The sequence below is a fragment of the Hungatella effluvii genome (assembly GCF_003201875.1).
Lineage (GTDB): Bacteria > Bacillota > Clostridia > Lachnospirales > Lachnospiraceae > Hungatella > Hungatella effluvii.
This window is the reverse complement of sequence record NZ_QJKD01000012.1, coordinates 200,337-226,609: the sequence shown is the minus strand read 5'-3', so window position 1 is coordinate 226,609 and position 26,273 is coordinate 200,337. Positions and strand designations below refer to the sequence as shown.

Genomic DNA, 26,273 nt, shown 5'->3' with positions numbered 1-26,273 from the left:
AACATTACTATATTTCGTGAAGAGAGTACAAAGTGCCACAAGCCCAGTATTTCAAAGGGGTTGTGGCACTTATACGTTCATTCATGTGTCAAAGACGGGAGTATAACAGGAGTAGGAAGGGAAGGCAATCGGGAAAATTGCAGCCATTGGAACCGGAACGGGAAATTTGGTGATAATTTATATTGTGAAAAAATTATTAATCTTTTACAATGATGGATATAGGATCAAATTATAAGAATGGAGGCAGCCATATGAGACGTGTGATCGACGCGCCGTCCACCTACATACAGGGGCCGGGAGAGATAAAGAAACTGGCGGAGCATTACAGGAGCATTGGGGAGGGCGAAGTACTGCTGATTATGGACCCGTTTGTCCATGACGTTTACCGGGAAGCGGTGACGGAGAGCTTTGAGAAAGAGGAGATTTCCTGGAAAGAAGAGGTGTTTACCGGCGAGTGCTGTGAGAGGGAGACCACGAGACTGGCCGGGCTGGCGGAGAACTGCGGCGCCGTATTCGGGATCGGGGGCGGCAAGGCGCAGGATACGGCAAAGGCGGCAGGCTATTATTCTGGAAAGCCTGTGATTCTGGTGCCGACTGCGGTATCCACAGATGCACCGTGCAGCAGAATCGCCGTTCTCTACCGGGTGGACGGTACCTTTGACCGTTACCTTTCGTTAAAGAGGAACCCTGATCTGATTATTCTGGACACGGAGATCATCGCACACGCTCCGGTGCGGCTGTTTGCGGCGGGGATGGGAGATGCCATTTCCACGTATTATGAGGCTTCCGCATGCAGGAGAAACGGAGCGGTGACGAGGGCCGGCGGCAGCGTGTCCATTGCGGCGGAGGCTTTGGCGAAGGCGTGTCTCGATACGGTCCTCACATATGGGGAACAGGCCAGAAAAGATGTGGAGAACCGGCTTTGCACGGAAGCTGTGGAAAATATTGTGGAAGCCAATACGTATTTAAGCGGAATCGGCTTCGAGAGCGGAGGACTGGCCTGCGCACATGCACTTCACAACGGCCTGGCCCTTCTTCCGGAGCTGTCTTCCGTGATGCACGGAGAAAAGGTGGCGTTCTGTACACTGGTGCAGATGGTGCTGGAGGGCCGGCCGGAGGAGGAGATCGGTAAAATTCGCGGCTTCTGCCGGAAGGTAGGGCTTCCGGTCTCGCTGGAAGACATGCATGCGGGAGAAATTCCGGAACGCCGTCTGCTCGAGGCCGCGGCCAGAAGCTGTTCACCGGAAGAGACGATGAGAAACATCGGCAGGAACGTGGAGCCGGAGGAAGTGGTGAGGGTGATGAAGCGTCTCTCAAAATGATCCGTAGTTATAACCTTTTATATGGAATAGAAAAGAGGTCTCCTGCAGCAAAACGTCAGGAGACCTCTTTTTTCTGTTATTTTTTCCCGCTCCAGCAATAGGTGCAGAGCTTGCAGGGAGAAATACCGATGGATGCCTGTAAATCATCCAGCCTGTGGTAACGGAGTGTGGTGAAATTCAGTTTCTTTCTGATTTCTTCTACCATCTCCTGGTAGTTCCTGCTGTCGGGATCCGCGTAATCGGCCAGCACTTCTTCGGAGACGTTGTCCCCCTCACGGTCGCGGATGATCCTGCGGGTAATCAGATCCAGCTCCGAGTTGGAACGGGAGAAGTTTAAGTAAGGACAGCCGAACATGAGAGGCGGGCAGGCCGGACGGATATGAACCTCTTTCGCACCGCTCTGATATAAGAACTCCGTAGTCTCACCAAGCTGTGTGCCGCGGACAATCGAATCGTCGATCAGCAGCATACTCTTGCCGCGGATCAGGGCATCTACAGGGATCAGCTTCATCTTTGCAATCAGATTCCGTTCTCCCTGGTTCTGAGGCATGAAGGAACGGGGCCATGTGGGCGTATATTTGATAAAGGGTCTTGCAAACGGGATGCCGGATTCGTTGGCATATCCGATAGCGTGAGCGATGCCGGAATCAGGAACACCGGCTACCATGTCTGATTTTACATCATCCCGGCGGGCCAGAAGCTTTCCGCACTCATAGCGCATATTTTCCACGTTGACGCCTTCGTAGGAGGAAGTCGGATAGCCGTAGTAAACCCATAAGAAAGAACAGATCTTCATCTCTTTCCTGGCTGGAACCAGGCTTTCCATGCCTTCCGGCGTCAAAAAGACGATCTCTCCTGGGCCCAGCTCATAGTAGTCAGAGTAGCCCAGATTGATGTAGGCAAAGCTTTCGAAAGAGGCGCAGAATGCGTCTTCCTTTTTACCGATTACGATGGGGGTGCGTCCCATACGGTCTCTTGCCGCGTAGATTCCATCCGGGGTTAGGATTAGTATGGTCATGGAGCCGTCGATCCGCTCCTGGGCGTACTGAAGGCCCTCTGTGATGCTGGTTTTCTGATTGATCAGAGCCGCCACCAGTTCTGTCGAATTGATCCTGCCGCCGCTCATCTCCATAAAATGAATATGGCCGTTCTCATAAGCCGACCGGATTAAATCGTCCTGATTATTGATTTTACCTACTGTGGTGATGGCGAAACTGCCGAGATGGGACTGAATTAAGAGCGGCTGCGGCTCATTGTCGGATATGCATCCGATCCCGGAAGTGCCTTCCAGCTCCTCCAGGTCCCCGTCAAATTTGGTACGGAAAGGAGTGTTTTCGATATTATGAATGGCACGGGAGAAGCCCCGTGGCCCGTATACGGCCATACCGCCGCGTTTGGTTCCCAGATGGGAGTGGTAATCCACTCCGAAAAATACGTCGAGTGTACAACTCTTTTTAGATACGACACCAAATATTCCGCCCATAAAATTCCCTCTTCTATGTGATTAAGTCGTGTGATCGTGTGAAAATCAATCCGGACGGTCTGACAAATCAGCCGTCCGAGACAATTCTAACACATATGAGGAGATGGAAACAATGGGTTTACCCATTAAATATTCTTATGAGGTTTTAGAAGTATTGGAGGGGACGCCCCAGGGCCTGCGGAGAGTCTGAGGGCGGCAAGGGCGGGAGCGCTGTTGGTTTCTTGTTTCCTCGGTGGCAGGAACTAAAGCGGAAAGGCGGGAAAAAGGGGCGGATCGTGCAAATTACGGAAGAAATCCTGAAGGATTTTTCCTCCATGTGCACTTGAAAGCAGGCTTTGAGGCCTGCTTTCACCACCCCTTTTTCCCGCCTTTCCGCTTAAGTTCCTGCGTACCTCGGAAAAGGAAACCACCAGCGCTCCCGCCCTTGCCGCCCTCAGACTCTCCGCAGGCCCTGGGGCTGTGTACTGGCTCCGGTAGGGGAATGGCGCTAGATGTAATCTGGATACAAAGAGACCGTCCCTTTGGAATTTTTTATTAAGGCAAAGGGACGGTCTCAGGCAAATAATTATAAATTAAACTTCATTGATTTTTCGCTTTACATAAGTCGTGTGAAGCAGGTGGTGCGCTTTCTCGCTGCCGGGCTTTCCTAAGTAGGTCTCGTAGAGTTCCTTGATTGCTGGATTCTCGTGGGACTTACGGATGGTTTTGGCTGCGTCTTCGTCGTATAATACTTTGGCGCGCAGGGCTCTGATGTCTACGGTGTTGCGGACAGAGCCTGGCTGCTGGGGCTGGCCGCCGCCGTTTACACAGCCGCCCGGACATCCCATGATCTCGATGAAGTGGTAGTCTGCCTCACCGGATTTTACTCTGTTTAAGAGCTCTCTGGCATTGCCGAGGCCGGAGGCGACAGCAACCTTCACATCCATGCCGGCTACGTTGTAGGTAGCTTCTTTGATGCCTTCAGTGCCGCGTACATCGGTAAAGTCAAGCTTCTGTAATTCCTCGCCGGTCAGGGTCTCGACTGCCGTTCTCAAGGCTGCTTCCATAACTCCGCCGGTTGCGCCGAAGATGACAGCCGCGCCGGTACCAAGGCCTAACGGAGCGTCGAATTCTTCATCCGGAAGCTCGTTGAAGCGGATACCGAATTTCTTGATCATTCTGGCGAGCTCTCTCGTCGTCATGGAGTAGTCTACATCCGGGCAGCCGTTGGCAGCCTGGTTGTCTCTGCCGATTTCGAACTTCTTCGCGGTACATGGCATAACGCTGACAGATACGATATCTTCCGGCTTTAAGCCCATCTTTTCCGCATAGTAGGATTTGGCGATAGCGCCGAACATCTGCTGCGGGGACTTGCAGGAGGATAAGTTCTCCGTCATATCCGGGAAATAGTGCTCGCAGTATTTGATCCATCCTGGGGAACAGGAGGTGATCATCGGCAGTGTGCCGCCGTTCTGAACTCTTTCAATAAATTCATGCGCTTCTTCCATAATCGTTAAGTCGGCGCTGAAGTTGGTATCGAATACTTTGTCGAAGCCGATTCTTCTTAACGCAGCAGCCATCTTGCCTTCTACGTTCGTTCCGATCGGATAGCCGAATTCCTCGCCCAGTCCCGCACGAACTGCCGGAGCTGTCTGTACGATGACGTGTTTGGACGGATCTGCGATAGCGGCGGCTACGTCGTCGATGCAGGTCTTTTCATAGAGAGCGCCTGTCGGGCAGACTGCGATACACTGGCCGCAGGATACGCAGCTGGTCTCGCCCAGGCCCATATCGAATGCGGAACCGATGATGGTGGCGAAACCACGCTCATTGGCACCGATGACGCCGATTCCCTGTACTTTTTCACAGGTAGCGGAACAGCGGCGGCAGAGGATACATTTACTGTTGTCACGGACCATGTGGGCCGCACTCTCATCGATACAGGACGGAGTCTTCTCTCCATCGTAGTAATCGCTGTCTTCCACGCCCAGCTCCTTACATAAGGTCTGCAGCTCGCAGTTTCCGCTGCGGACACAGGATAAACAGGAACGGTTGTGGTTGGATAAAATCAGCTGGAGCGTCTTTTTTCTGTATTCTACGAGGTCAGGCGTGTTGGTCCATACCTCAAGGCCCGGATTAATCGGGTAAACACAGGCCGCAGCCAGCTTGCCGCCGTTAATCTTAACCGTACACATACGGCAGGCGGCAATTTCATTAAGATCTTTTAAATAACATAAAGTTGGTATCTCAACATGGGCGAGTCTTGCTGCTTCCAGAATGGTGGAGCCTTCTGGAGCACTGACTTCCATGCCGTTGATTTTAATTGTAATATTCTCCATGATACGTTCTCCCTCCATTATTTCTTGTAGATAGCGCCAAACTTACACTTCTCCATACAAGCGCCGCACTTGATACACTTATCGCCATCGATAACATGCGGATTCTTGACGGTACCGGTAATTGCGTTGGCAGGACAGTTCCTTGCACAGAGCGTACAGCCCTTACACTTCTCAGGATCGATATGATAGGAGAGAAGAGCCTTACAAACGCCTGCAGGACAGGTCTTATCTACAATATGGGCTACGTATTCATCACGGAAGTACTTTAATGTGGAAAGTACCGGGTTCGGTGCTGTCTGCCCAAGTGCGCAGGCCGAGTTGGCCTTTATGTAGTAACATAATTCTTCCAGCTTATCGAGGTCAGCCATGGTAGCCTGGCCTTTGGTGATCTTCTCTAAGATCTCCAGCATACGCTTCGTACCGATTCGGCACGGGGTACACTTACCGCAGGACTCCTCAACCGTGAACTCTAAGAAGAACTTGGCGATGTCGACCATACAGTCGTCTTCGTCCATAACGATCAGACCGCCGGAACCCATCATGGAGCCGATGGCAACCAGGTTGTCGTAGTCGATCGGAATATCAAAATGCTCTGCCGGGATACATCCGCCGGATGGTCCGCCGGTCTGAGCCGCTTTAAACTTCTTGCCGTTGGGGATACCGCCGCCGATCTCTTCGATGATCTCGCGCAGTGTGGTTCCCATCGGAACTTCTACAAGGCCGGTATTATGAATCTTGCCGCCGAGAGCGAATACTTTCGTTCCCTTGGACTTCTCGGTTCCCATGGAGGAGAACCACTCCGGTCCGTTTAAGATGATCTGAGGAATGTTCGCCCAGGTCTCTACGTTATTTAAAATGGTTGGCTTGCCAAATAAACCTTTCTGTGCCGGGAACGGAGGACGCGGGCGCGGTTCGCCTCGGTTGCCTTCGATGGATACCATAAGGGCAGTCTCCTCACCACAGACGAATGCGCCTGCGCCGAGTCTTAAATCGATATTGAAGGAGAAGCCTGAGCCGAAGATATCGTCGCCCAGGAGTTCCATCTCTCTGGCCTGGTCAATGGCGATCTTCAGACGCTGTACGGCGATCGGGTACTCTGCACGAACGTAGATATAACCCTGGGAAGCGCCGATGGCGTAACCTGCGATGGTCATGGCCTCCAGTACTGCGTGAGGATCACCTTCCAGAACGGAACGGTCCATGAACGCGCCGGGGTCGCCCTCGTCGGCGTTACAACAGACATACTTCTGGTCTGCAGCGTTGCCTTTAGCCAGCTTCCACTTGAGTCCGGTCGGGAAACCGGCGCCGCCGCGGCCTCTCAAACCGCTGTCCAGCAGAACCTGAATTACATCGTCCGGAGTCATCTCGGTTAAAACCTTTCCGAGGGCCTGATATCCGCCGGTACCGATGTACTCTTCGATGACTTCCGGGTTGATGACGCCACAGTTGCGCAGTGCGATTCTGTGCTGCTTCTTATAGAAATCGGTGTCTCCTAAGGACTTGACGCCGGATGGCGTAACCGTCTCATCATAGAGGAGTCTCTGTACAGGACGTCCCTTTAATAAGTGTTCTTCTACGATCTCAGGAATGTCCTCTTCCTTGACCATGGCGTAGAAGGTTGCATCCGGGTAAACGATCATAATCGGGCCAAGGGCACAGAGTCCATGGCAGCCTGTCTGAACGACGGAAACCTCCTCATCCAGTCCCTGCTTCTTTAATTCTTCTCTTAATGCTACCATAATCTGCTGGCTTCCGGAGGAAGTACATCCCGTTCCGCCGCAAACTAATACATGTGAACGATACATCTTGTTTCCTCCTTATTTAATGTCAGCTGAACCCAGCGTGTAATTTTCCAGAATATGACCGCCGATCAGATGCTCTTTGTATACTTCTTCCGCTTTCTCGGCGTTCATCTTGATATAAGTTACTTTTTCTTTACCAGGCTCGAGAATCTCGACGATGGGCTCATACTGGCATAAGCCGATGCAGCCTGTCTGTGTAACGGAAAAACGGTCTGTCATGTTATTTTCCTGAACGAGTGTGGAAAGTTTATTAAGAACAGGTCTTGCGCCGCTGGCGATTCCGCAGGTTGCCATACCAACCAGTACACGGGTGCGTGCGTGGTCTTCTTCGCGCATGCTGACCTGACTCTGCATTTTCTCTCGGATTGCCTTTAATTCTTCAAGAGTCTTCATGTTATTCCTCCAATTCCGGCCGGTCTAAATGACCGCGCCACCATCTGTTTCAAGTTTGTTTTCTGCCAGATATTCCTTGATATAGGCGGATACCTCGGGGGTGTCAAAGGGGATATCCCCTAAAATCTCCCGAAACTCTCTGGTATCCAGTACAAATGACGCATCGTTATAGCGGTATGTATAGAGAAAATCCGTATCCGGATGGCATGTAATGAGCGTCTCTATCGTTCCGTTCATATCTCCAAGCGGCATCCGGTCAATATGGGAAAGACCGAAAACTGCGGTGACCGTGGTTCCCACACCGGGAGTTGAGTCGATGGTAAAGCTTCCGCCGGTGCTCTCTGCAGCATACTTAAAAAAGGGAATGCCGAGGCCTACCTTTCTCGTCTTTCTGGTCGTAAAAAATGGATCCGTCACATGAGCTGCCTGCTCCTCTGTCATGCCGCATCCATCATCCGCTATGGTGATAGTCAGCAGGTCGGAAGCAGTGTCGACGGCTGCGGTGATAGCGACAAGCGCTGCGCCCGCTCTCGTGGAATTTTCCGCTACATCCAATACATTTAAAGAAATTTCTGTCATCATGGGATTTTAACTATTCATATTTGGCAAGAATGCCAGGGACGTCATCGGGTGTCAGTCTGCCGTAAACTTCGCCGTTGATCATCATGACCGGAGCGAGTCCGCATGCGCCTACGCATCGGCAGGAATCAAGGGAAAATTTACCATCGGGAGTGCATTCTCCGTTGGTAATGCCAAGAAGCTCAACCAGCTTATTGTAAATCTCGCCGGAGCCCTTGACGTAACAGGCTGTACCAAGACAGACAGAAACCTGATATTTACCCTTTGGCTGGAGGGCAAACTGGGCATAGAAGGTAGCAACACCGTATATTTTCTCAAGCGGTATGCCCGTTTCATCAGATATCATGGTCTGTACTTCAATTGGAAGATAACCATAAATGTCCTGTGCCTTCTGCATGATTGGCATCAGGGCGCCTTTCGTGCCTTTAAGCTCGGAAATCACTTTTTTTAAAGCGTCTTCCTGCTCTTTTGTCCCGCTAAACAGGACACCTTGTTTTTTGCAAGCCATTTTATAACCTCCTTAAATTGTTGCTTATGCAATGTATCTAACATTCTACCATGATATTGAGAAAAAATCCATAGGTTCGGAGAGATTCGACAAAAAAATAACGATATATATAGGTAAAAATATACTGATTTCATGATTTATTACATAGAAAAGTAGTAGGATATAGCAAATGGCGGTAATCCGGTTCCTTTCGGCATTGGCAGGCAGGCTGCACACAGACCAGACTTTTGTGTATTTTTAACAGATAGAGGACCGGAATATTCTAAAAATAAAAGAAATTATATAAAAGGCTTTCCTTTCCTTCGAAAAATTACTATAATCTACTTATGAATTGAAAAAGAATATCATGGCTGAAGTGATAAAATCATCAAAAAGGAGAGTGTATGTATGACTGCTAGAGATGTAAAGGATATTCTGGGCGCCAGGGTGCTGGTCGGTGAGGATCATTTGGAGGTGGAAGTGCGGAGTGCCTGCGGTTCCGACATGATGAGCGATGTGCTGGCATTTTCCAAGGATCATTCTGTGCTGCTTACAGGGCTCTGTAATCCGCAGGTGATCCGTACCGCGGAGATGCTGGATATTGTCTGTCTTGTTTTTGTCAGAGGGAAAAAGCCCGATGATGCCATGCTGGAAATGGCGAGGGAGCGAAACTTAATTGTGATGGCCACCGGCCACCGGATGTTCTCGGCCTGTGGAATGCTTTATTCAGCGGGGCTTCATGGAGGTGCGATCTGATGGATGATGTTATCACTCTGAACTATCACATATCGCCGGATGATTTCACCAGGGCGGGTGAGGCGAGCAGCGATGTGAAGGGAAAGTTAAAGCAGATGGGCGTGAGCCCTGACGCTGTGAGAAAGGTTGCCATTGCCATGTATGAAGGGGAGATCAACATGGTGATTCATGCGAAGGGCGGGGAGATTACGGTCAACATAACGCCGGAAGAGATCGAGATGATCCTGGCGGACGTGGGTCCCGGAATTCCTGATGTAGAGCTGGCCATGCAGGCCGGATATTCCACGGCTCCGGACGAAGTGCGCTCTTTGGGCTTCGGAGCAGGCATGGGCCTCCCCAATATGAAGAAGTATTCGGATGTGCTGGAGGTTGACACAACGCTGGGAGTGGGTACAACCGTCCGGATGGTGGTGAAGATAGTATAATCTGGGGGTGAGAAGGTGGATAAATTTTATCATTCAGTCAGGCTGGATGCGGACCTGTGCATGGGATGCATTAACTGCATCAAACGGTGTCCGACCCAGGCGATCAGGGTGAGAAACGGGAAGGCGCAGATCAACAGCAAATTCTGCATTGACTGCGGCGAGTGCATCAGGGTATGCCCCCATCATGCGAAGCATGCGACGTATGACAAGCTGGATGTGCTGAAACAGTACGAGTATACGGTGGCGCTGCCGGCGCCGTCCTTATACAGCCAGTTTAACAATTTAGACGATGTGAATATCGTGTTAAATGCCCTGCTGATGATGGGCTTTCACGATGTTTTTGAGGTGAGCGCGGCTGCCGAGCTGGTCTCGGAGGCCACCAGAGAATACTTAAGTGAGAATCCCGACCGGCTTCCGGCTATCAGCACGGCATGTCCCTCGGTGGTGCGGCTGATCCGGGTCCGGTTCCCAAACCTGATTCCGAATCTCCTTCCGCTTAATCCCCCTGTGGAGGTGGCGGCGATCCTGGCAGCAGAGAAGGCCATGAAGGAGACCGGACTTCCAAGAGAAAAGATTGGGATCATTTTCATATCTCCGTGTCCTTCCAAGGTGACGTATGTAAAATCCCCTCTGGGGACGGACCACAGCGAGGTAGACCGGGTGCTTGCCATCAAGGATGTATATCCGCAGCTGCTGTCCTGCATGAAGGCGGTGGGAGACGATCCGCCGGAGATCGGGACGTCCGGAAAGATCGGCATCAGCTGGGGACGGAGCGGCGGGGAGGCAAGCGGCCTCTTCACGGAAGAGTATCTGGCCGCCGACGGGATCGAGAATGTCATCCGGGTGCTGGAGGACATGGAAGACCAGAAGTTTACGAATTTGAAATTTGTGGAGCTAAACGCCTGCAACGGCGGCTGCGTCGGAGGCGTGCTGACCGTAGAGAACCCGTATGTGGCGGAGGTCAAGCTGAAAAGGCTGCGCAAATACATGCCGGTGGCAAGAAGTCATATCGACGGCGATGCCGAGGAGCTTGTTAAATGGACGAAGGATGTCCAGTACGAACCGGTGTTTAATCTCGGGAACACCATGATGGAGAGCTTTGCGAGGCTCAACCAGGTGGAACGGCTCTGTAAGAAGCTGCCGGGTCTGGACTGCGGCTCCTGCGGCGCGCCGACCTGCAAGGCGCTGGCCGAGGATATTGTTCGCGGGGAGGCGGTAGAGTCCGACTGCGTCTATTACCTGAGAGAGAATTTACATAAGCTGTCCGAGGAGGTGTCGATCCTGGCGGACGATATAGCGGCTGGCAACGCCGAAGGTTACGAGATGCTAAAGGTTATGACGGAATACATTCAGAGAATTTCCGACGAGATGTCACTGCTTGACAGCCGGGACGAGAAGGAGAAAGAAAAGGAATAGGGAAGGAGCAGAAAATATATGACGGTTCAGGAGTTGATAGACAGCGGCATCTTCGATGTCGTAAATACCGGAAAGGGGCTGGAACGGGTAATCACAAAGCCGTTCTGCTGTGACTTACTCAGTATTGCCATGGGGCGCGCGCCTGAAGGATGCGCCTGGGTGACGGTGATGGGCAATATGAATACGCTGGCGGTTGCCTCCCTGGCGGATGCAGCCTGTGTGATCATGGCGGAAGGTGCCGCTCTCGATGATGTGGCCAGAAAGAAAGCTGCCGATCAGGAGATTACGGTACTTAAGACGGAAGTCCCCATATTTGAGGCGGCTCTCATCGTCTGGAACATGCTTCAGGCAGGAGCGCATGAAGAGCCTTAGCTATGATCTGCATATCCATTCCTGCTTATCACCATGCGGGGATGACGATATGACACCGGGCAATATCGTCGGGATGGCAGCCATAAAGGGGCTGGATGTAATCGCGGTGACGGATCACAACTCCTGCAAAAACTGTCCGGCGGTCCTGCGTTTTGCTGAGGAATACGGCGTTCTGGCAGTTCCCGGGATGGAGATCAACACTTCGGAGGAGGTCCACGCCGTCTGCCTTTTTCCGAACCTGGAGGCAGCCATGGCCTTCGATGCCTACGTTTACGACAGGCTTATCCCTTTTCCAAACAATGAGGAAATATTTGGAAAACAGCAGCTATATAATAAGGAAGACGAAGTGTACGGAACCGTGCCAAATCTTCTGATCAACAGCACGGATATCTCCTTTGACGGGCTGTGGGAGCTGGTGCGCTCCTACGATGGGGTGATGTTTCCGGCTCACATCGACAAGACGGCCAACAGTCTGGTCTCCAACTTAGGTTTTGTGCCTCCGGACAGTCAGTTTACGACTGCGGAGGTGAAGGATTTGAAAAAACTGCATGAGCTGAAACGGACCAATCCCTATCTGAACGGATGCCGGATTATCAGCAATTCCGACGCCCATTATCTGGAGGATATTCATGAGCCCGAGCTTACGATCGAGGCTGAAGAAAAGAGTATGAAAGGTGTTGTGGACTGCCTGCTCCGGCCGTTGGGAGTATGATCAGATAGAAACGGCAGGAAAGAAAACGACAGGAAAGAAGCGATTCGCGCAGCAATTGCGCGGACCGCCTCTTTCCTCGTTTTTTGTTGATACATTCCTTCTGCCGCTTACGCTTCCGGGATCTCGAAGCATTCGGAATGAAAATTGGTGTAGAAACGTCCGCTTAAGGCGGTAAAACGGAGGACGCAGTAATCCGGGTCTGTGACTCCGCCTGGGTAATACATAGTGTCGCCCTCCTGCCAGATCATCTCCTTGCTCTCGCTGTCCTCCAAAACCTCCATGGTTCCGGTCAGCATGGCGCCGCGGAAAAAGCGGCTGTCGCAGACGTAGACACACGCCTTCGGGTTTTCACGGAACTGCCCGACCCTCATGGAAGAGGTGTTTGTGGTGAAATAGATGGTTCTGATTCCATCCCGTTTCCGTGGCCGCAGCATGGCCTTGACATTGGGAAATCCATCTGCGGAGACGGAACCGATAAATGAGACACTCTGTTTGTCAAGCATATTTCCTACGGTATTCTGGGCGTCTTTCATATGTAAATCCTCCTTTTTTTCTCATTATAGAACGGTGAGACGGGCGTGAACAGTACCCACTTTTTTGTAACTACAGCAGCCCTTTTTCTCTCAGAAAATCTTCCCGCCCATCTTCTGTCATCATGTCGATGCCAACGCTCTGCATGATGGTAACCGCCTCAAAGATCTTCCTGCCTCGGTCGGTTAAGTAGTATTCCACCTTCAGCGGATATCCGTCGTAGGTAGTCTTGCCAACGAAGCCGTACTGGGCCAGCTCGCTTAACTGCTGGAGCAGCATCTTCTGGGAAATGCCGGCGATTTCTTTTTTGAGAGAGGAGAGGGAGCTGCCGCCCTTGTTCAGCTGCCACAGGATGATGGGCTTCCATTTGCCCCTGATTGCATCGTGGGTGAGCTCCAGCGGGCAGGTGTATTCGTTTCGCTGTTTCATGTCTGATACCTCCTGAACACGTACGTCCTATGCAGGGCGGATCGATTTTTTGTACTCGGTGGGCGATACGCCGATTTTTTTCTTGAAGATTCTTGTAAAATAATTCACGTCTTCGATTCCTACATAGTAGGCAATATCCTGAATCTGAATATCGGTGGTGTTCAGCAGCTTCAGAGCGGTGTCGATCCGGCGGCCGTTGACGTAGTCGGTCAGGGTCATGTCCATCTCCCGGCGGAACAGGGAGGAGAGGTAACTGGCGTTGACACTGAACATCTGTGATAAGGATTTTAAACTCAGGTCTGAGCTTAAGTTTAAGTTAATGTGGTTTAAGAGGTCTCGGATCAGCGGCGGATAGTTCTTGAGGGACTGATTCTTGACAAGAAGGCAGTATTTCCGCACCATCTCAATCCGCAGGTTCTCCAGCTGTCTGCGGGAGGTCGAGGCCTCAATCTGGACAGCATAATGATGAGAGATCTCATCTAAGTATACCGGATGGACCACCGCCTTCTCCGCGGCCTTGCGCAGCAGCGTATTTAAAACGATGATCAGGTTCTTGCTGTCACGGATGGGGTCCTTGTATCTGGGGGCGATGCGGAAGTCTAAAAACGTCTCGAAGCGGCGGACTGCCAGCACCTGATCTCCCCGCATGACGGCATCCAGAAATTCGTTTTCCGCGGCGTAGCGTTTTTCCGTCACGTGGATGGAAAATGCGTGTTCCGGATCAGGAACATAGTTCCAGCCGCTGTACTGCTCGTTCCAGTCCTCTGTCATGTAGCGGATGGTGAGATCGTGATGGTCCTCATACAGGAAGACGGCAATGTGGTTTAACGCCGCGGTGATTCGCGCGGGATCTACAATGGATAAGTTCTGATAGTACTGCTTTAACACGGGAAGCGTCTCTAAGGTCAGCCGGTTCCGGTTGACGACCCGGTTATACAGGAACTCGTTGGCTTCCTCTGTCATATAGGGACCTACCAGAAGGCAGCCGCAATGATTCTTTTCCGGAAGCGGCATGAGAATATAGTGACTGAAAAAATGGTCCGTGATGCTGTAGATATATTTCTCCTCGGCTTTTTCCATTATTTCACTAAACAGTTCCCTGGCGTCATGTCCGGTGAAAATGGATTTCCGCAGGGAGTAATCAATATCCGTCAGTTCTTCCGAACCGGGAGAGAGAACGGAGGTCTGCACGCCGAGCGTGGTGGATAAAAGGGAGATCATCAGATCGATGACCGCTGTCTGAGGTTCATGGCTCATATAAGGGGGTCTCCTTTGTAACGAAATCTTTATACTACTTTTTTTTTATATTATACCATACAAAACAAATATTGTGCTGATAACTACAAAAATTATCCTCAAGACTTTTATGTATTTATGGTAAAGTTTGTTTATCAAAAAAAGATAAACTTACCTTTAGGAGGGGAAATTTTGCATGGAAAGAAAATTTGGTTTCAGGGATAAGATCGGTTATATGTTCGGCGATTTCGGCAATGATTTTTTCTTTATGCTGGCCAGCACGTTTCTTATGGTATTCTATACGAAGGTACTCGGCATCAGTGCAATGGCGGTAGGAACGCTGTTTCTGGTTGCCCGGTGTGTGGACGCATTTACTGATATTACCATGGGGCATATCGTGGATACGGCAAAGCCTACAAAGGACGGAAAGTTCCGACCGTGGATCCGCAGGATGTGCGTTCCGGTGGTTGTGGCCGGCGTCCTGATGTTTAATCCGTTTATTGCGGATAAGTCCATGACATTTAAGATGGTGTACATCTATCTTACATATTTATTCTGGGGAAGTATCTGCTATACGGGAATCAATATCCCCTATGGTTCCATGGCGTCGGGAATCACCGCGGAACCCATCGAGAGAGGCCAGCTTTCCACATTTCGAAGCGTAGGCGCGGCACTGGCCGGCGTGTGTGTCAATGTGGGTGTTCCCCTGTTTGTATACGCCTACGAGGGCGGAAACCAGGTGGTTCTGGCAGACCGTTTCTTCTATATTGCCTGCCTGTTTGCAGTTCTGGCCCTGATCTGCTATATCCTGTGCTACAGCCTGTCAACAGAGCGCGTAAAGCCGCAGGTGAAGGAGACAAACAAAGGCAGCTTTGCAAGAGCTGTGAAAGGAATGATGCACAATCGCAGCCTGCTGGCCATCATCGGAGCGGCCATCGTTCTTCTGCTCTCCATGCTGCTGTCCGGAAGTATGAACACATACTTATACATGGATTACTTTAAGAGTAAAGAGGCCATGTCACTGGCCGGATTCTTCAGTACCGGCGCAACTCTGATCCTGGCACCATTTTCAACAACGATTTTGAAGAAGTTCGGTAAGAAAGAAGCTTCCGCATTTTCCGTATTATTTGCTTCCATTATTTATTTCATTCTGTTTTTCGTCAGAATTCAGAACCCATGGGCCTTCTGTGTCATGATAGCCTTTGGAAACCTGGGAACCGGACTCTTCAACCTCCTAATCTGGGCGTTTATCACGGATGTAATCGATTACCAGGAGGTACAGACCGGAAGCCGCGACGACGGCACTATTTACGCGGTATACTCCTTTGCTCGTAAGATCGGCCAGGCGCTGGCAGGCGGCCTCGGCGGCTGGGTTTTGGGCGCGATTGGCTACCAGTCCTCCAAAGCGGGTGAGGTCATCGTACAGACGGAATCCGTTACCAAAAATATCTATACCGTGGCGACTCTGGCTCCGGCCGTCTGCTACCTGATTGTAGGCCTGATCCTGTTGTTCGCATATCCGTTATCCAAGAAAGTGGTAGAGGAAAACAACCGTATTCTTGCGGAGAGACGGGCTGCTGAGAAATAAACCGGCTGCTGCGGAATGAGCTGGGAAATCATAGAACTTAAGGAAAGGTGAGGACAATGGGTAACTTATTTGAGAACTTTCAGAGAAAAAAGGAGTATCTGATCTGCATCGATTCCGACGGATGTGCTATGGACACGATGGATATCAAGCATTTCCAATGCTTTGGCCCCTGCATGGTGAGGGAATGGGGGCTGGAGCAGTGGGAGGAGGCGCTCCTGGAGCGCTGGAACGAAGTGAATCTGTATTCCATGACCCGTGGAATCAACCGGTTCAAGGCGCTGGCTATCGTTCTCCGCGAGGCCTCCGGAAAGTACCGTTCCATAGATGGGATCGATGCGTTTGTCCGGTGGTGTGAGACGGCGCCGGAGCTGTCGGGCGAGGCATTGTCGAAGATGGAGACGGACGAAGCCCACGTTTGTTTTCAGAAGGCGCTCTCCTGGTCAAAGGCGGTAAATGCAGCCATCGGAGGACTTCCTGAGGAGGCGAAAAAGCCGTATGAGGGTGTGGCGGAAGGTATCCGGGCGGCACATGAGAAGGCCGATATCGCCATTGTCTCATCGGCCAATAAGCAGGCTGTGGTGGAGGAATGGGAGCGGTGCGGACTTCTTCCATTCACGGATATCGTGCTGACACAGACTGAGGGTTCCAAGGCGTACTGCATCAGCCGCCTTCTGGAGGCCGGATATGAAAGAGATCACGTCCTGATGATCGGTGACGCGCCCGGAGACCATCAGGCGGCCGGACAGAACGGTGTCTGCTTCTATCCGATTCTGGTGAAGAGGGAGGCGCAGTCCTGGAGACAGTTTCGGGAGGAAGCGCTGGAACGTTTCTTAGATGGCAGTTATCGTGGCGGATACGAGAGTCAGTGTGCTGCGGATTTTGAGAAAAATTTAGGAAAAGGAGAAAACAATGGTTAATTTAAGAGAAAAACCTTATTACTTAAATGATGAAGATATGAAATGGGTGGAGGATACCATCGCATCCATGACGGATGAGGAGAAGATCGGACAGCTGTTCGTCAATATGGTGACCTCCAGAAAGCCGGAAGACCTGGAAAATGCGGTAAAGAACTATCACGTTGGAGCGATTCGCTATCACAATGCGCCGCCGGAGGAGTTATATGAGCAGAACCGGGTTCTTCAGGAAAATTCAAAAATCCCGCTGTTGATCGCTTCTAACTGTGAGGCGGGCGGAAACGGCGGCGTGGGCGGCGGTACCGCGGTGGCCTGCGGGGCGGCGACGGCGGCTGCGGACGACGAGGAGACTGCCTGTGAGGTGGCGAGAATCGGGGCTTTAGAGAGCGCGGCTATCGGATGCAACTGGAACTTCGCACCAATTGTAGATCTGCTCTATAACTGGAGAAATACCATTGTCCAGTGCAGGGCCTTTAACAACAGCCCGGAAGATACCATCCGGTATGCGAAGGCATTTTTCAAGGGTACCAGAACGCAGAATATGGCTACCTGTATGAAGCATTTCCCGGGCGATGGAACCGAAGAGAACGACCAGCACCTTCTCATGGGCGTCAATGATATGACCTGCGAGGAGTGGGACAATACCTTCGGAAGAGTCTACAAAGAACTGATCGACGAAGGCGTCATGACCATTATGGCGGGGCATATCGCACTTCCCGCTTATACGAGAAAGCTTCGTCCCGATACCGCAGACGAGGACATTCTGCCGGCAACCCTGTCCCCGGAGCTGATTACGGATTTATTGAAGGGCCGTCTTGGATTTAATGGCCTGGTAGTAACCGACGCGTCTCACATGATCGGCATGTTTGCGGCCATGCCTCGCCGGGATCAGGTTCCGCAGGCGATTGCCGCGGGCTGCGATATGTTCCTGTTCTTCAACGATATGGACGAGGACTTCGGCTATATGATGGAAGGTTACAGAAACGGCGTAATTACGGAGGAGAGGCTAAGTGACGCGCTTCACCGGATTCTCGGAATCAAGGCGGCGCTGAAACTCCACAAGCTGCAGGCCGAAGGCCGTCTGATGCCTCCGAGAGAGCAGCTGTCGGTGATCGGATGCAGCGAGTTCCACAAGTCTGCCGCAGAGCAGGCTGACAAGTTCATTACTCTCGTCAAGGACACGAAACATTACCTTCCAATGACGCCTGAGAAGTATAAGAGGGTGAAGCTGGTATTTATCGGCGGAGAGGGAACGGTGATTGCCGGCAAGCTTCAGGCGGACGACAGCGCTCCCATAAAGGAGATGGTCGTAAGGAAGCTTACGGAAGCCGGATTCATCGTGGACGGCGATACGCCGGCTATAAAAGGTAAGATGGAGGACCTGCGCAAAAAGTATGACGCGTGTCTGGTGGTATTTAATGTATCGGGATTCGCACAGTACAATACCATGCGTGTAAAATGGGCGCAGCCCGCAGACCAGCCGTGGTACGTGTCGGAACTGCCCACCATATTCCTCTCTCTGAACTATACAAACCATCTGATCGACGTGCCAATGGCAAAGACTTATATCAACGCCTATCTGAATTCGGAGGAAGCAGTATCCGCCGCTATCAGTAAAATGACCGGAAAGTCCCCGTTTAAGGGCAGATACAGTGAAAATGTATTCTGCGGCCGCTGGGATACCAGAATTTAGTCGTAAAACAGAAACTCCTCTGCCGGATTGAGTTCCATCCAAACGGCAGGGGAGTTTCTGTCTTACGATTTCAATTCTTTCACGGTCAGCCCGTTTTCACGGCCTTGTTTCTTCCAGCCGATGTGAGCGGCGGCTATGTAGAGAGGGCGGGGGAAGGAGAGGGAGATGAGCTGGTCCTTTCCCTTTTCAAGGCGTCCAATGCGTGCAGCCATGTCTTTCAGTGCAGTGCCCAGCGGCTTTTTGATGCCCTTTTGCAGCGGCGCGCCTTTTAACTGAGCCAGCATGGCCCCGGCGCCGCATCCAATGCCCTGTTTGTATTCGAAACCACAGCGCAGGCACCAGTTCTCCACAATCCGAAGCGCGAGTGCGGCCTGCTTTCCCTCGTAAAATCCGCAGTTTACGGCGGCATAGACGGCCAGCGGTTCAGCACTCTCCAGAAGCCTGTTGTTTTTCTGCTGCCATTCCAGTTCGGTTAAAAAGGAAAGCAGATGGGAAGGAATACCGTCCACATAGAGCGGAAAGGAGAGGACAAGGAAGCTTAAACCGCTAAGCTGTTTTACGTCCTCGGGGGCTGGCTCCCAGCGCATGCCCGTGTAAGCAGATGAGGCGGCGGGATGGGAAGCGGTAACGGTCATGACGGCCGTCTCAGTGCCGGGATCGAGTAAAGACCTTAAATCGTCCAGCAGCGCGCCGGAGGAGCTGTCGCGTCTCTTTGGGCTGCCGTTTATCAAAATTCCTTTCATGCCATATTCCCCCTTATCTGTTCCGGTGTCTGATAGAAATGCACGGTACAGCCGGAAGCTCCGAAATTGACGGCGTTTGCCTTCGCCAGGCGGTTTGCGGTCTCTTGCTCCAGCTTTGTGATAGAGTCCCCATAGAAATGCGTCGTGATTGCCATACGGTTATCGTGCCGCATGACATGGTGCATCTCTCCGTCAATGATGCGGAAAAATGGCTGGATATAACCGATGCTGCGGTCCAGCAGATTCTTCACATAGGGGCTGTAGCCGCCGTAGCAGCACCGGCTGATGAGTATGAGCTCGCTGGTTTTAGACAGCAGTTTGCCCATCTCCTGATAGGAATCGGGAAGGACGCAGCTGCCCGGAGTCTTGATCCAGCAGCCAAAACAGCCGATACAGGGGCGTGCCGGATACATGGGGGAAAGGATGACGGCAGGCGGCTCGGAGGTTCCGAGCCTGGTCAACTGAGCGGTTTCGGGAAACAGCTCTTCAAATACGGCGGGGTCAAAGTCGTGGATGATTGTTTTCACTGAGGGGACCTCCTTTTTGGGTGTTTGCTGTTGTTGTGGATTTTTCTGTTGCCAGTTGGGAACACCATTCAATCAGCATCTCATAGTAACGGATTCCATAGACGAGCACGGATCCGTGGAACGTGTGGCCGGCGTCCATATTTCTGATATTCAGCTCTTCTTTCTGTGCCTTCAGCTCTTCGAGCCCTACGGAGGCGGTCTCTATAAACAACTCCAGATTCTGCTTTGCCGTGGTGGGGTCTAAATACTCGTAGAAGAAAAACGGCACCAGGTAATCGAGGCGTGTTTTAGCAAAACGCACCGGCTGCTTTAACCAGGAAAGAAAGACACTGCGGCCTTCTTCCGTAATGGAATAGAGCTTCTTGAACTTTCCTCCGGTCACTTTTTCTTCTGAGAGGATGAGTTTTTTCTCTTCCAGCCTCTTTAATGCGGGATAAATGCTCCCATAGCTTGCATCGAAGAAATAGGAGGTGCTTTCCGCCATATACTGCTTTAAGTCATAACCGCTGGCGGCGCATCCCATTAAAAAACCAAGAATAATATACTCTAACATGATATTACCTCCTGCTATATATCAAAACGATATATAATATACCGATACTATATCAGGTAACCATTCCAAAGTCAAGGGCATAAAAAAACAAGTGAAGGTTGACGTACCCTTTTTCTTTCATGTACAATGAAAGAGGATGCCGCCTGTCATCGTGTACAAGAGCGCAGGCGGGAAAGGAAGAGGTATGAGAAATCTTTTCGCGAAATACAAGGAAGTGATACTCGGCCTGTTGATACTGATTTTACTGACCGTGTCGTGGCTCTTATATGCGAGTACTCTGAAACATGATTTTCAGAATGAGATCATCTCTTCTCTTGAGGAGGTTTCCACACAGGGAAAGAGTATTCTGGAAAAAGAGATAAATGGAAAACTGGAATTATTGACCGAGGTTTCGCGCCGCATCGGTTTTTACACTGCGGACAATTATGAGGAGGCCGCTGCCATGCTGGCCGCTACCGCGCAGGAGAATGGTTTTAAGCGGATGGGGGTCATCACTGCGGATGGAACGACATATACCACGGATCATGTACATATGGATCTGTCCGACCGTCCTTATTACAGAAAAGGCCTGGCGGGAGAAAACAGTGTGTCCGATCCCCTGGTGGACCGGGAGGGGAGTGAAACGATCCATGTATATGCGGTGCCTGTCTATCATAATGGAGAGGTTACGGCGGTTCTGTTTGGCACCTATGATATCAACGAGATGCGCAGGCAGCTGGAGGTGACCTCCTTCGGAGGACGCGGATATACCTATATCGTCAATAAAGAGGGCAACTGCATCGTGGATTCCACTAATTCCTACAGTTACCCCAATATGCAGAACATTTTTACGTCCATGGAAGCGGAAGACCGGAAGAATCAGGCGATTGCGGACCGGATGAAGGTGGATTTTGAGAATGGACAGGATGGATGCGTCAGATTCATGAATAAAGGGATTCAGTACATGTACTACCGGCCGCTGCCCATTAATGACTGGTATCTGCTCACCGTGGCACCGGCCAGTGTGCTGGACAGCAAGATGAACGCGGTGCTGGGGCGGACGTATCTGCTGGGCGTGTTTATGGTGCTGATTTTCGCGGGAATCCTGGTTTATATTCTGAAGGATCAGAAACGGAGGAAGGCCGAGCTCATGCACAGCCTCTATACGGATGAGATCACCGGCGGTTACTCCTTTGCCAAATTCCAGGTGGAGGCGGAGAAAAAGATACGCCGGGCAGAGGCGGGAAGCCTGTCCCTGGTCAGCCTGGATATCGATGATTTTAAGTTTATCAATGAGCTTCTGGGATATGAGGAAGGAAATCACCTGATCCGGTATATCCATGGAGTTCTGGCGGGATGGTGCGGAGGCGAGGAAATTTTCGCTCATCAGTCTGCGGATATGTTTGTGGCACTCGTTGACGGTCACGACCATGATGCCTTATGCAGGCGATTAGAGGAGCTTTGCAGCCGTCTTCAGTCGTATTCCATCTGGCCTCAGAATAAGCTGGCTATCGTGCCGGCCATGGGGATATTCCAGCTTCGAGAGAAGAGCCTTACACTGGATTTCTGTCTCGACTGCGCAGGTATTGCCAGAAAGAGCCGTAAGGGACAGTTCGCCGTCCATTACGCATTCTATGATGAGCGGGTAAAGGAGCAGATTTACCGGGATAAGCGGATCGAAGCCGTGATGAAGAGCGCACTGGAAAATGGAGAATTCAAGGCGTATTACCAGCCCCAGTATGACGCGGAATCCAAGCGGGTCGTAGGGGCAGAGGCTCTGGTGCGATGGGCGAGGCCTGACGGTGAGATCGTGTCGCCGGGGGAGTTTATCCCGCTGTTTGAGAAAAATGGATTCATCAGCGAGCTGGACCGGCATATGTTCCGCATTGTCTGTGAACAGCAGAAGGAATGGGGGAACCGTGGATATGCGGTGGTGCCGGTATCCGTCAATGTATCGAGAAAGCTTCTCTATGACCTGAATTTTGTGGAGAAATACAACCGGATTCTGACAGAAACTGCGGTGGAAGTCCAGAATGTGGAGGTCGAGATTACGGAGAGCGTGTTCTTCGACAACCAGCCCCGGCTATTGGATGCCATCAGGCATCTGCATCAGTCCGGTTACCGGATCCTTCTGGATGACTTCGGTACGGGGTATTCCTCTATGGCCATGCTGAAGGACATGTCGTTTGACACACTGAAGATCGATAAAAGCTTTGTCGACAATATCGGAGATGAGAGAGGCAATAAGATCGTAGATGGCATCATACGCCTGGCGGAGTCGCTGGAACTGAGCACCATCGCCGAGGGCGTGGAGACGAGAGAGCAGTACGAGTATTTAAAGGCGCACGGATGCGACGTAATACAGGGGTATTACTTTGGCCGGCCGATGACCGCGGAAGCATTTGGAATGCTGCTGAGCAGCCAGACGGCCGGCAGATAGAGTTTTGTAAGCAGGAGCAGGAGCCCGGAGGTTATTTTATGGGGTCTGCTCCTCCTTTTTATCCTGGGAGAGGATCAGGCGGTTGATCTCATCCGCCTCATGGCGGTGTACGGCCGAAAAGTACCGGTCGATCAGGACCGCGATAAACACACAGAGCAGTGATGTGTATAGAAAGCTGCTGATGGTGAGAACCGTCCAGTTTAAAACAAAGCTTGCGATTATGACAATCGCATACTCTGCTGCGAAGAACGTGATCTGGTACGCTCTTTCTGACTGAAACGGAATGTGATCGCACACGACCGAAACGAGCTGTATGAAAATGATAAGCCCTGTTAGCTCCAGGACAAAGACGCCGCTCAGTGCATCGTTGTTTCCCAGAATCAGGTTATAGACGGCGTTAAACAGGACGACGATGGTAAATGCGATCGCCGAACTGGGAAGATAGGTTCTTAATAATCGTTTCATGGCATTTCCTCCTTGTTATCGGGATAATTTTTCTTTCAGCGCAGGTATATAATTTCTGCTGACAATGAGCTTTTCGCCGTTTTTCAGCAGGGCCTCCAGCCTGTGATTCCACAGGGGGGACACGCTCTTCAGCCAGGCGGTGTTGACGATGCAGTTCTTGCTGATCCGGACAAATGTGGTATTAGCCAGCTTTTCCTCGAGGGACGAAAGCGTCTCACGGCTTTCGTACACGTTTTTTCCGCTGTAAAGAAATGTGCGCCCGTCAGCGGAGTCCACATAGATAATCTCCTCGGAATGCAGATAGAAGGAAGTCTCTCCGATCCGCCCTTCCAGTGAAAAGGAGTACTGGCGGATATAGTCCAGGAGACGCTTAAGACGCGGGTCGGCAATGTGGCACCGGATTTCAATTTCGGGCTCGGAAAGGTCGAGCCCCTCGTGCAGTGTTATTTTCATGTCATTCTCCTTTTTGGATATCCTGTGCACCGGATTTATGATATCATTATAGAAGCGGCAGGAAAAAAGAACAAGGGGAACCGGCCAAGATGCCTTGAGGGGCGATGAAATACAGAGAGAGGAAGAGAAGGAGAAGATAACATGGAAAAGACGATGGGAGCTGTTATGGGGGAGAACATGGAAGAGCAGATCATTCTTGAGACAGAAAGGCTGGCTCTGCGGCGGCTTCGGCGGGCAGATTACGATGGCCTCTGCCTGATGTTAAAGGATAAAGAGGTGATGTACGCCTATGAGCACGCATTTGAGGACTGGGAGGCCGCCGACTGGCTGGACCGTCAGCTTATGCGCTATGAAAAATACGGGTTTGGCTTATGGGCCGTGATTTTAAAGGAGACTGGGGAGCTGATCGGACAGTGCGGACTGACCATGCAGGAGGCTGGCGAAAGAGAGGTGCTGGAGGTCGGGTATTTATTCAGAAAGGATTTCTGGCACTGCGGATACGCGCTGGAGGCAGCCGCCGCATGCAGGGATTACGCATTTGAGAAGCTGGGAGCGGAGGAGGTGTATTCCATTATCCGGGATACCAACGCTCCTTCCAGGGCCGTGGCGGAGAGAAACGGCATGACTGTTTGCGGCAGTATCGTTAAGCACTACTATGGAATGGACATGCCCCACCTTCTGTACAGAATCAGCCGCACGGAAGCGGGGGCAGATTCGGCGCAGAAGGCGGGGCAGGATCTGGAGCATGTGTGAAATGCTATTTCTCGTCACATACCTGGAATATGAAGAATTTTAAATAGTAAGAGGTTTCATCTCCGGACCAGAGAATGGGATGATCCGGGGCCTGCGTCCGGTATTCGACCTGGCGGAGGCGCTTGTGAACATTGCCGGCGGCTTCCCGGATGGTCTTTTCAAACAACTCCGGTGTCATGAAGTGGGAGCAGGAGCAGGTGGCTAAGTAGCCGCCGTCCTTTACCAGCTTCATACCTCTTAAATTGATCTCCCGATAGCCTTTAACCGCGTTCTTTACGGAGTTTCTGGACTTTGTGAAGGCGGGGGGATCGAGGATGACGACGTCGAATTTCTCACCCTGGCGTTCCAGCTCGGGAAGCAGCTCAAAGACATCGGCACAGCGGAATTCGACCGTAGAGGAAAGTCCCCCTCCCTTCTGGTCGGCGGAATGTTCGGAGAGGCCGTTTAAGGCCGCGTTTTCTTTCGCCTGGGCGATTCCCAGCTCGGAGGCGTCCACACCCAGGACGAAGGAAGCGCCGGCCAGAGCGGCATTAAGCGCAAAGGAGCCGGTATGGGTGAAGCAGTCTAATACCCGTTTGCCGGCGCAGAGTCTCTGAATTGCCAGCCGGTTGTATTTCTGATCAAGGAAGAAGCCTGTTTTCTGCCCGTCTTTGACATCTACGAGATAATGCACGTTATTTTCCACGATCTCCACCTTGGTGTCGAAGGGATCGCCGATGAAGCCCTTGAAGCGCTCCATGCCTTCCTGGAGCCGGACCTTGGCATCACTTCGTTCGTAGACGCCGCGGATCTGGATTCCGTCCTCGGCCAGGACCTTCTTAAGCTTGTCCAGGATAACCGGCTTGAACCGGTCGATTCCCAGGGCAAGGGATTCCACAACGAGTACGTCGGAAAACTTATCGATGACAATACCCGGAAGAAAGTCGGCCTCGCCGAAGATGAGACGGCAGCTGGAGGTGTCGGTCGTGGTCTTCCTGTACTCCCATGCGGCGCGCACTCTCATCTCCAGAAAGTCGTCGTCTACAACGGTATCCTTTTTTCTGGACATTATGCGGACGGTCAGCCTGGAGTTGGTGTTGATGAAGCCATGGCCCAGCGGATAACCGTCGAAGTCTTCCACGAATACCATGTCGCTATTGGCGTAATCCCCCTTGATGGTGTCGATCTCATTGTCATAAATCCACATGCCGCCGGCTTTCAACGAGCGGCCTTCGCCTTTTTTTATTCTTACAACTGCAGATTCCATATAGATTCTCCTTTTTGATTGTGAATACTCTTGTATGTTAAAACTGGTTTCTCAGTCTGCTCAGCAGACGGTACAGCGGGTCAAACAGCAGGAGTGTGACGGCAAAGTTGCTGATGCCGTGAACAATGTCGAAGGGAATTCCTGCTGTCCACCATGCAAACGCGGCTCCGATGCCGCCTGTAAAGAAGTAGGAGACGGCGCACAGCAGCCCGAAGAGCATTCCGAAGATCCCTGCAAGCAGTGCGGCCGATATGGAACGAGGTTTTCCGTTCCATCCCATGAGAAATACGGAACCGCAAAGGATCGCCCACACATAGAGATAAGAAAACCACCACAGGCCGAAGCCGTAGATCAGTCCTTCCAGGATGACGAATACATAGAGGATGAACCAGACATGGCGGCGGAATATGAGGGTATACAGAATCAGCAGGAGCGACACCAGCTCGACATTGGGAAGCCAGGAAAGGCTGACCTGCAGCACCAGAAGGATTGCGGCAAGAAACGCGTCACGGACAAGTTCCTTTGTTTTCATGTTGCCCTCCATTTCTGTAATCGTTTGTCCCGCACCAATCTCAGCTTCCCGGTCTGCCCCGGCTTGCTCATGCGGCCTTTCCTGTGACTTTGCAGGGAATTAGCACTTCTTAACGCGCAGAATTTT

General features: G+C 51.6%; 27 protein-coding genes. 11 read left to right on the top strand and 16 right to left on the bottom strand.

The genetic code is table 11. The features are described 5' to 3' along the window. The first annotated feature begins 251 nt into the window (after positions 1-251). Positions 252-1,322 carry a glycerol dehydrogenase gene (locus DFR60_RS21310; protein WP_110324687.1) on the top strand — a complete coding sequence of 357 codons (1,071 nt, stop codon included), beginning with the start codon at positions 252-254 and terminating at the stop codon, positions 1,320-1,322. A 76-nt stretch (positions 1,323-1,398) separates the two neighbouring features. On the opposite strand, the gene DFR60_RS21305 is transcribed toward DFR60_RS21310, so the two are convergent. The 6 genes from DFR60_RS21305 to DFR60_RS21280 all read right to left on the bottom strand — a co-directional run bounded on the left by DFR60_RS21305 (position 1,399) and on the right by DFR60_RS21280 (position 8,405). After that, positions 1,399-2,805, bottom strand: a complete 1,407-nt coding sequence (locus DFR60_RS21305) for an amidophosphoribosyltransferase (RefSeq protein ID WP_110324686.1) — start codon at positions 2,803-2,805, stop codon at positions 1,399-1,401. A 572-nt stretch (positions 2,806-3,377) separates the two neighbouring features. Then, positions 3,378-5,123 (bottom strand): NADH-dependent [FeFe] hydrogenase, group A6, encoded by a 1,746-nt coding sequence (locus tag DFR60_RS21300; RefSeq protein WP_110324700.1) that lies wholly within the window; start codon positions 5,121-5,123, stop codon positions 3,378-3,380. A 17-nt stretch (positions 5,124-5,140) separates the two neighbouring features. Beyond that, a complete protein-coding gene (gene nuoF, locus DFR60_RS21295; RefSeq protein WP_110324685.1) occupies positions 5,141-6,928 on the bottom strand; it encodes an NADH-quinone oxidoreductase subunit NuoF in 1,788 nt (595 codons plus the stop codon). Positions 6,929-6,940: 12 nt separating this feature from the next. Then, positions 6,941-7,318, bottom strand: a complete 378-nt coding sequence (locus tag DFR60_RS21290) for a (2Fe-2S) ferredoxin domain-containing protein (protein ID WP_002604566.1) — start codon at positions 7,316-7,318, stop codon at positions 6,941-6,943. 24 nt (positions 7,319-7,342) lie between these two features. After that, positions 7,343-7,900, bottom strand: a complete 558-nt coding sequence (locus tag DFR60_RS21285; protein WP_002604565.1) for a sensor histidine kinase — start codon at positions 7,898-7,900, stop codon at positions 7,343-7,345. 10 nt (positions 7,901-7,910) lie between these two features. Next, positions 7,911-8,405, bottom strand: a complete 495-nt coding sequence (locus DFR60_RS21280) for an NADH-quinone oxidoreductase subunit NuoE family protein (protein ID WP_110324684.1) — start codon at positions 8,403-8,405, stop codon at positions 7,911-7,913. Between the two features lie 387 nt (positions 8,406-8,792). Here DFR60_RS21280 and DFR60_RS21275 point away from each other — a divergent pair, with 387 nt between their 5' ends. The 5 genes from DFR60_RS21275 to DFR60_RS21255 are packed head-to-tail and all read left to right on the top strand — an operon-like array spanning position 8,793 to position 12,065. Beyond that, positions 8,793-9,140: a DRTGG domain-containing protein gene (locus tag DFR60_RS21275; RefSeq protein ID WP_002604563.1), complete on the top strand. Its 348-nt coding sequence runs from the start codon at positions 8,793-8,795 to the stop codon at positions 9,138-9,140. Beyond that, entirely contained in the window at positions 9,140-9,565 is a 426-nt protein-coding gene (locus DFR60_RS21270) for an ATP-binding protein (protein ID WP_022030802.1), read from the top strand. Before DFR60_RS21275 ends, DFR60_RS21270 begins: the two co-directional genes overlap by 1 nt. A gap of 15 nt (positions 9,566-9,580) precedes the next feature. Continuing rightward, a complete protein-coding gene (locus tag DFR60_RS21265; RefSeq protein WP_110324683.1) occupies positions 9,581-10,981 on the top strand; it encodes a [Fe-Fe] hydrogenase large subunit C-terminal domain-containing protein in 1,401 nt (466 codons plus the stop codon). Positions 10,982-10,999: 18 nt separating this feature from the next. After that, a complete protein-coding gene (locus DFR60_RS21260) occupies positions 11,000-11,353 on the top strand; it encodes a hypothetical protein (protein ID WP_110324682.1) in 354 nt (117 codons plus the stop codon). Further along, positions 11,340-12,065, top strand: coding sequence for a PHP domain-containing protein (locus tag DFR60_RS21255; RefSeq protein WP_110324681.1), 726 nt, complete (start codon positions 11,340-11,342; stop codon positions 12,063-12,065). Before DFR60_RS21260 ends, DFR60_RS21255 begins: the two co-directional genes overlap by 14 nt. A gap of 107 nt (positions 12,066-12,172) precedes the next feature. Here DFR60_RS21255 and DFR60_RS21250 read toward each other — a convergent pair whose 3' ends face one another. The 3 genes from DFR60_RS21250 to DFR60_RS21240 all read right to left on the bottom strand — a co-directional run bounded on the left by DFR60_RS21250 (position 12,173) and on the right by DFR60_RS21240 (position 14,282). After that, positions 12,173-12,598 carry a pyridoxamine 5'-phosphate oxidase family protein gene (locus tag DFR60_RS21250; RefSeq protein WP_110324680.1) on the bottom strand — a complete coding sequence of 142 codons (426 nt, stop codon included), beginning with the start codon at positions 12,596-12,598 and terminating at the stop codon, positions 12,173-12,175. 70 nt (positions 12,599-12,668) lie between these two features. Continuing rightward, positions 12,669-13,025, bottom strand: a complete 357-nt coding sequence (locus DFR60_RS21245; protein ID WP_025531290.1) for a winged helix-turn-helix transcriptional regulator — start codon at positions 13,023-13,025, stop codon at positions 12,669-12,671. A 27-nt stretch (positions 13,026-13,052) separates the two neighbouring features. Continuing rightward, a complete protein-coding gene (locus DFR60_RS21240) occupies positions 13,053-14,282 on the bottom strand; it encodes an AraC family transcriptional regulator (RefSeq protein WP_110324679.1) in 1,230 nt (409 codons plus the stop codon). A 175-nt stretch (positions 14,283-14,457) separates the two neighbouring features. Here DFR60_RS21240 and DFR60_RS21235 point away from each other — a divergent pair, with 175 nt between their 5' ends. Genes DFR60_RS21235 through DFR60_RS21225 form a run of 3 tightly spaced genes read left to right on the top strand, consistent with a single transcriptional unit; the run spans position 14,458 to position 18,456 of the window. Beyond that, positions 14,458-15,849 carry an MFS transporter gene (locus DFR60_RS21235; RefSeq protein ID WP_110324678.1) on the top strand — a complete coding sequence of 464 codons (1,392 nt, stop codon included), beginning with the start codon at positions 14,458-14,460 and terminating at the stop codon, positions 15,847-15,849. Positions 15,850-15,905: 56 nt separating this feature from the next. Further along, complete coding sequence (locus tag DFR60_RS21230) at positions 15,906-16,766, top strand: HAD family hydrolase (RefSeq protein ID WP_110324677.1); 861 nt, start codon at positions 15,906-15,908, stop codon at positions 16,764-16,766. Continuing rightward, complete coding sequence (locus DFR60_RS21225; protein WP_110324676.1) at positions 16,759-18,456, top strand: glycoside hydrolase family 3 protein; 1,698 nt, start codon at positions 16,759-16,761, stop codon at positions 18,454-18,456. The genes DFR60_RS21230 and DFR60_RS21225 overlap by 8 nt, the downstream gene beginning before the upstream one ends. A gap of 62 nt (positions 18,457-18,518) precedes the next feature. Here DFR60_RS21225 and DFR60_RS21220 read toward each other — a convergent pair whose 3' ends face one another. The 3 genes from DFR60_RS21220 to DFR60_RS21210 are packed head-to-tail and all read right to left on the bottom strand — an operon-like array spanning position 18,519 to position 20,279. After that, a complete protein-coding gene (locus DFR60_RS21220; protein ID WP_110324675.1) occupies positions 18,519-19,199 on the bottom strand; it encodes a hypothetical protein in 681 nt (226 codons plus the stop codon). Next, complete coding sequence (locus DFR60_RS21215; protein ID WP_110324674.1) at positions 19,196-19,726, bottom strand: flavodoxin family protein; 531 nt, start codon at positions 19,724-19,726, stop codon at positions 19,196-19,198. The genes DFR60_RS21220 and DFR60_RS21215 overlap by 4 nt, the downstream gene beginning before the upstream one ends. Next, positions 19,701-20,279 carry a PadR family transcriptional regulator gene (locus DFR60_RS21210; protein ID WP_110324673.1) on the bottom strand — a complete coding sequence of 193 codons (579 nt, stop codon included), beginning with the start codon at positions 20,277-20,279 and terminating at the stop codon, positions 19,701-19,703. The genes DFR60_RS21215 and DFR60_RS21210 overlap by 26 nt, the downstream gene beginning before the upstream one ends. Positions 20,280-20,463: 184 nt before the next feature. Here DFR60_RS21210 and DFR60_RS21205 point away from each other — a divergent pair, with 184 nt between their 5' ends. Further along, positions 20,464-22,698 carry a bifunctional diguanylate cyclase/phosphodiesterase gene (locus DFR60_RS21205; protein ID WP_110324699.1) on the top strand — a complete coding sequence of 745 codons (2,235 nt, stop codon included), beginning with the start codon at positions 20,464-20,466 and terminating at the stop codon, positions 22,696-22,698. 36 nt (positions 22,699-22,734) lie between these two features. Here DFR60_RS21205 and DFR60_RS21200 read toward each other — a convergent pair whose 3' ends face one another. Further along, entirely contained in the window at positions 22,735-23,163 is a 429-nt protein-coding gene (locus DFR60_RS21200; protein ID WP_110324672.1) for a DUF3021 domain-containing protein, read from the bottom strand. A 15-nt stretch (positions 23,164-23,178) separates the two neighbouring features. Further along, the gene (locus tag DFR60_RS21195; protein WP_110324671.1) at positions 23,179-23,616 is read right to left on the bottom strand and encodes a LytTR family DNA-binding domain-containing protein; all 438 of its coding nucleotides are present in this window, start codon (positions 23,614-23,616) and stop codon (positions 23,179-23,181) included. Between the two features lie 141 nt (positions 23,617-23,757). Between DFR60_RS21195 and DFR60_RS21190 the strand changes: the two genes are divergently transcribed. Beyond that, on the top strand, positions 23,758-24,369 hold the full coding sequence (locus DFR60_RS21190) for a GNAT family N-acetyltransferase (RefSeq protein WP_110324670.1): 612 nt from the start codon (positions 23,758-23,760) through the stop codon (positions 24,367-24,369). 4 nt (positions 24,370-24,373) lie between these two features. On the opposite strand, the gene DFR60_RS21185 is transcribed toward DFR60_RS21190, so the two are convergent. Both DFR60_RS21185 and DFR60_RS21180 read right to left on the bottom strand, forming a co-directional pair. After that, a complete protein-coding gene (locus DFR60_RS21185) occupies positions 24,374-25,615 on the bottom strand; it encodes a class I SAM-dependent rRNA methyltransferase (RefSeq protein ID WP_110324669.1) in 1,242 nt (413 codons plus the stop codon). Positions 25,616-25,652: 37 nt separating this feature from the next. Continuing rightward, positions 25,653-26,147 (bottom strand): hypothetical protein, encoded by a 495-nt coding sequence (locus DFR60_RS21180; protein WP_110324668.1) that lies wholly within the window; start codon positions 26,145-26,147, stop codon positions 25,653-25,655. Between the last annotated feature and the right edge of the window lie 126 nt (positions 26,148-26,273).